The sequence below is a fragment of the Psychromonas antarctica genome (assembly GCF_022267535.1).
Taxonomy (GTDB): domain Bacteria; phylum Pseudomonadota; class Gammaproteobacteria; order Enterobacterales; family Psychromonadaceae; genus Psychromonas; species Psychromonas antarctica.
The window spans coordinates 1-5679 of the sequence record NZ_JAHNZV010000148.1; the positions used below are offsets into that span (position 1 = coordinate 1).

Here is a 5679-nt window from a genome sequence, read left to right on the forward strand (position 1 = left end):
TGTAATAGTAAAGCTCAATGATAGGCCAAGAAAGAAAATAAATTACAAAACACCAGCCAAATTAATGGCTGAATACATGGCAGCTATAGCTGCGTAGCGGTTATGCACTTCAGAGTTGAATCTGCCACATAAAGTCATCCTTATTGAATTGGTTTTACTGGTAAATAGTACCTGCGCTAATATAGATCTTTAAATTTCCTTATGAAACATGCTTTAATTCATGCTCCTCTGCGTCCTGTAGTAATTGTTGTATATCTAAAATCAAAGCCACTTCACCGCTTCCGAGTATAGTGGAACCGCCTATTCCTTTTATTTCACTGAACAGCTTGCCGAGTGGTTTAATCACGGTTTGGAATTCCCCCATTAATCGGTCCACCACCAGTCCTGCTTTGCGTCCTGCGTAATGGACTACAACGATGTTGGCACGTACCTCTTTTTCATCTTCAACTGGCACGTAATTGAAATGGTCTTTTAATTTGACGAGCGGTAATACTTCGCCGCGCAGGTTGAAATAACCACTTTTCTGGTTAGTATTGTTTTCTGTTTCTTTATCAGTAACGTATTCCACACATTCAATCACCATATCCAAGGGAATAACATAAGCGTCATCTCTGACTCCAACCTGAAATCCATCAATAATAGCGAGTGTTAATGGCAGGCGAATGCGCACCACTGTGCCAATACCTTCCGTACTTTCTAAGTCAACAGTTCCTCGTAAGGCCAAAATATTGCGTTTAACCACATCCATTCCCACACCGCGCCCGGATATATTAGATACTGAATCTGCTGTTGAAAATCCCGGATGAAAGATGAGGTTATTAATTTCATCATCGCTAAGTACCTGTCCTTCTTCAATAATGTTTTTGTCTCGTGCTTTAGCTAACAATTGTGCTTTATTTAATCCCTTACCATCATCTATAATTTCAATAACAATGCTGCCCGAATCATGATAAGCGTTTAGGTGAATTTTACCTTGCGGGTCTTTACCCAAGGCAATTCGCTGCGCGGATACCTCAAGGCCATGATCTAACGAGTTTCGCACAAGGTGCATTAACGGGTCGCCAATTTTCTCTACGACCATTTTGTCTAATTCGGTATCCGCACCAGTGATCACCAAGCCAATATCTTTTCCTAGTTGACCACTTAAATCCCTGACTACCCGTTGAAAACGGTTAAAGGTCTCACCAATAGGCACCATGCGTAAGCTTAATGCATTATTTCGGATACTATCAACCAAGTCATCGACTAAGCTACTTGCTTCTTCAAGTTCAGTTTGTTTCGATTTATTTGCCAACAGAGAGGCTGATGCGCTGGCTATCACTAATTCTCCGACCATATTGATAAGCTCATCAAGTTTATCTGAATTAACACGTACAATTCGCGATTCTGCATTTTTTTTGGTGCGCACGCTCTGTTGTTTTTCAACTGCTGCACTCACAACATCTCTATTCACGACACCTTGTTCAACTAAGATTTGACCGATGCTTTTTCCATCACCGAGATCATTATCTAATTGCTGTTTCGATAACGCATTTCGCAATTCTTTGGAGGTTAATACTTGGCCTTTTATTAATAATTCACCAAGCAAGTCATCTTCTTCGGGAAGCTCTTGGATAAGCTCAATATAACGACTAATGGCGCTGTTTGGTGGGATAATACGAATATCACAATCTTCCTGTACAAACTCAAAAACAGATTCGATTTCTTCTTTAACGCTTTCCGTTTGAAAAGAGATTTCAAAGCCCAAATAACAGGCTTCGGGATCGATTATTTCTAAACTAGGTATTTTTTCAGTTAAAACCGAAAGGGTGATAATATTGCCAATTTGCTGTAAATATTTAATGAAAGAAGCGGGATCCATTCCCTGTTTAAGTACTTCAGTACCAAAACGTAAAGAGATATGCCAGTTATTGTTGGCTACAACCTGAATATCGCTGATTAATGTCTCTACTCTATTTTTAGCAGTATTTTTGATGATCACCGCTGAAGGTGCTTGCTGCATAAAGGCATTAAGTTGTGATATTAACTCACCACTGGTTCGCATTAATGTCGCACTGATATTATTATCATTAACAATGACTTCATTAACAAGTGCCGACATATGATCACCCGATTTGAGTAACACCTCGATGAGTTCTTTATTGATAGTGATTTCATTGTCGCGAATTTTATCAAGCAAACTCTCTGCAACATGGGTGAAGCTAACGACATCATCAAAGCCAAAGATACCAGAGGTTCCCTTAATAGTGTGAGCAGCTCTGAAAACGGCATTAATCGCTTCCATATCATCAGGGCTCCCCTCAAGGTGTAACAGCGCATCTTCCATGGAAGTTAATAGCTCTTCCACCTCAATTAAAAAACCTTGCTTAGCACACTCTAGATCATTACTCATGTTAAACTCCTGTTAAGATAATTACCTGTTCAAGTGTTAAGTTGTTGCTAGGTAGCCTTAATCTTTAATACGCTAGTTTTTCACAAAACAACCGGATCACCGAAAAACTGCGTCATGTTAAACAGTTCTAACAGCTTAATAACTTCTCTACTGTGGGCGGTAAATACCAACGATTTTTTTTGTTTAAGCGCATCATTTTTAAACGACACCATTAGCTGTAATCCTGAACAGTCTATTTCTGCAACCTGCGATAAATCGACTTCTATTTTTTGAAATTGCACTAATGTATCGAAGAATAATGCCTTAAGTTCCAACGCTTCATAAATAGTCATATTTTGCGGCTTTATTAGTGCAACTTGTGTAGTATCGGCCCCCATAGTATTAACTCCTTTAAGCTCTTATGGCAGTATCAATTTAGCAACTGCAGTTAACATCTGATCCGGTTTAAAGGGTTTGACGACCCACGCTTTAACGCCCACAGCTCGACCTTTGTTTTTCATGTCGTCACCTGCTTCAGTAGTCAACATGATGACGGGGGTAAATTTATATCTGGGAAGTTTCTTCATTTCAGTAACAAATGTCATTCCATCCATAATCGGCATATTGACATCACTCACCACTAAATTAATTTTGCTACCATCACATTTGCTTAATGCTTCTTTGCCATTAGAGGCTTGAATAACGGTGTAGCCTTTACCCTGCAAAGAAATTGCCACCACTTGACGTAGCGAAGCCGAATCATCAACCACTAAAATTGTCGCCATATTTTTATCCTTTTAACTATTTAAATTATTCGTTGTATACTGACCTAGCAACAATTACATACCCGTTGTTATTAAATATTACGGTTTATGAATGTGCATGATAATAATCTAGAATTGCACTTGGGAACTGCGCTAAGCTAAGCTCTTTACTGACCGCTCCCCTTTTCATTGCTTCTTTGGGCATCCCATAAACGATACAGCTTTTCTCACATTCACCTAAGGTAATGCTGCCGGCATCTCGCATCTCTTTTAATCCACGCGCACCATCATCCCCCATGCCAGTGAGAATAATCCCCATCGCATTTTTTCCTGCATAGCGGGCAACAGAACGAAATAAAACATCAACAGAGGGCTTGTGCCTGCTCACCAGTGGGCCATCTTTTAGCTCAATCTTGTATAGAGCACCACTTCGATTGACTAACAAATGCTTATCACCAGGAGCAACGTATACATGTCCAGGTAGTATTGTTTCATCACCTTGAGCTTCAACGACTTCCATTTCACAGAGGCTATTAAGACGTGCAGCAAAAGCCCCCGTAAAGGTCACCGGCATATGCTGCACAATAACTATTCCAGGTGAGACTCGAGGCAATTGCGTCAATATTTTTTCGAGTGCGGTAGTACCCCCAGTAGATGAACCAATTGCCACTATTCTCTCAGTCGTTTGCGCCATTGCACCGCCATGAGGTAAACTTAAGATTGCATCTGCGGTTAATTTTTGGGCGTTTTCTGTCATTGAAGGTGGGCATAGCCTGATTTTAGATTGCGAGGCGGCCAATATGGCATGAGTTATTTCATCTGCAGATTCACTTAAAAAACCTTTTATACCCAGTTTAGGTTTGGTGACAATATCAACGGCACCTAAGGATAATGCCTGCAATGTCGTATCTGCTTTTTTTTCCGTTAAGCTTGAGCACATAACCACCGGCGTTGGGTGCTCGGCCATAATTTTTCTAAGAAAAGTAATACCATCCATTCGTGGCATTTCAACATCTAAAATAATAACGTCAGGCCATTGTTTTTCCATATAACGAACTGCAAATATAGGGTCTTGAGCTGCTGCACACACTTCCATTTTGGGGTGTGTATTGATTATTTGTGTCAACACTTGCCGCACAACAGCAGAATCATCAATAATTAATACTTTAATTTTATTCATGCGCAGAAGTCATTCCACAGAATCGATGAATGACAATATAAAGCACCCTAGAAAAACTCGATTTCATCGCTATCACCTTTTTCTGCATCTGAATGACCAACTGTACTGTTTGCATGTAAACTTCTTTGCTCAGTGGTGGTATAACTAAGACTCATTTTCGACAACCAATCTACTTTATCAATTTTATCTATCGCGAGTGGATCCGCTAAAAGTAATGCAAAACGTCCAATTTCATTTTTTGTATGATCGAGTATCTGTGCTGCACGATCTTGGAATTGCAAAGAAACTAACACATCATTAATTTCATCACTAACCTGTTCACTATGTTCTTTTAAAATACCGGTAGAGTCTGCAAACTGATTGATAATTAACTCTAACCTCGATATCACATCACGAATAAGCTGCTGCGCTTCTTTTGATTTTGCTTTTTCATCTGCAAGTTGGTTTTCAGTGACATTAACCGCAGAGTCCATGGCCATACAAATGCTATCAACTTTGCTTATCATGTCTTTTCCGGTATCAGATGAACGTTGCGACAACGACCTTACTTCAGATGCAACCACTGCAAACCCCCGCCCATTTTCACCGGCACGAGCAGCTTCAATTGCAGCATTTAATGCTAATAAATTGGTTTGATTGGCAATCCCTTGCACATTACTTGCCATTGCTTGTAATTCGTCGGTGAACATCTGCAGCTGCCTAACTTCACTTAACAATTCAATTTTAGACGATAAAATTAATTGAAAATTGCTATTTAATGAATTTAGTTGTGATTCACTTTGACTCATCACATCTGTAATACCGTCTCCGGTAGCACCTGAATCCAACACGGAAACCGCTTGCAGGGTATCTTTTAATGTCTTTACTATCCCAGAGAAACGCATTGATAATGCGTTAACTGCCTCCGTTGATAGCCCTATCACATCATCTATTTGGCCTTGCCATAGCGGTAAAACAGCTTGGCTTAGCTCACTAAATTTATTAAATTTTTCATTAGCATGTTGCTCTTGCTGGACTAGCATTTCTTGAGCGAGCTCAATTTTTGTAATTAAAGAACATTGATTAGCATACGCTATAAGCGCCACGCCAATGGATGCTCCTATTATTAATATTGCAAAAATAACAATGATTAAGGTCAGGCTTGTTAATAACAAAAATATAATGGCAAATACGATACCGAGTGCAATGATGGCTAATGTAGTTTGGCTTAAAAAAGTAGGCTTTTTAACTGTCATTTATTTTCTCTTAGGTGGTACTGAATAGGTTAAATAGTACTATGCATGTGTAATCACTTATTTATACTGCTTATGCGCGCTGCAAGTGGCATTTTTTATTAGCTGAATTTACCTCAAACAATAATATTC

At 39.4% G+C, this 5679-nt stretch carries 5 protein-coding genes; all 5 read right to left on the reverse strand.

What is annotated here, in order from left to right; genetic code table 11:
- Nucleotides 1–199: 199 nt before the first annotated feature.
- Nucleotides 200–2392 (reverse strand): chemotaxis protein CheA, encoded by a 2193-nt coding sequence (locus KSO91_RS15835; protein WP_238743999.1) that lies wholly within the window; start codon nucleotides 2390–2392, stop codon nucleotides 200–202.
- A gap of 80 nt (nucleotides 2393–2472) precedes the next feature.
- Complete coding sequence (locus KSO91_RS15840; protein ID WP_238744000.1) at nucleotides 2473–2769, reverse strand: STAS domain-containing protein; 297 nt, start codon at nucleotides 2767–2769, stop codon at nucleotides 2473–2475.
- A 21-nt stretch (nucleotides 2770–2790) separates the two neighbouring features.
- A complete protein-coding gene (locus KSO91_RS15845) occupies nucleotides 2791–3156 on the reverse strand; it encodes a response regulator (RefSeq protein ID WP_238744001.1) in 366 nt (121 codons plus the stop codon).
- Between the two features lie 85 nt (nucleotides 3157–3241).
- Nucleotides 3242–4315, reverse strand: a complete 1074-nt coding sequence (locus KSO91_RS15850) for a protein-glutamate methylesterase/protein-glutamine glutaminase (RefSeq protein ID WP_238744002.1) — start codon at nucleotides 4313–4315, stop codon at nucleotides 3242–3244.
- 47 nt (nucleotides 4316–4362) lie between these two features.
- The gene (locus KSO91_RS15855) at nucleotides 4363–5550 is read right to left on the reverse strand and encodes a methyl-accepting chemotaxis protein (RefSeq protein ID WP_238744003.1); all 1188 of its coding nucleotides are present in this window, start codon (nucleotides 5548–5550) and stop codon (nucleotides 4363–4365) included.
- Nucleotides 5551–5679 lie beyond the last annotated feature (129 nt).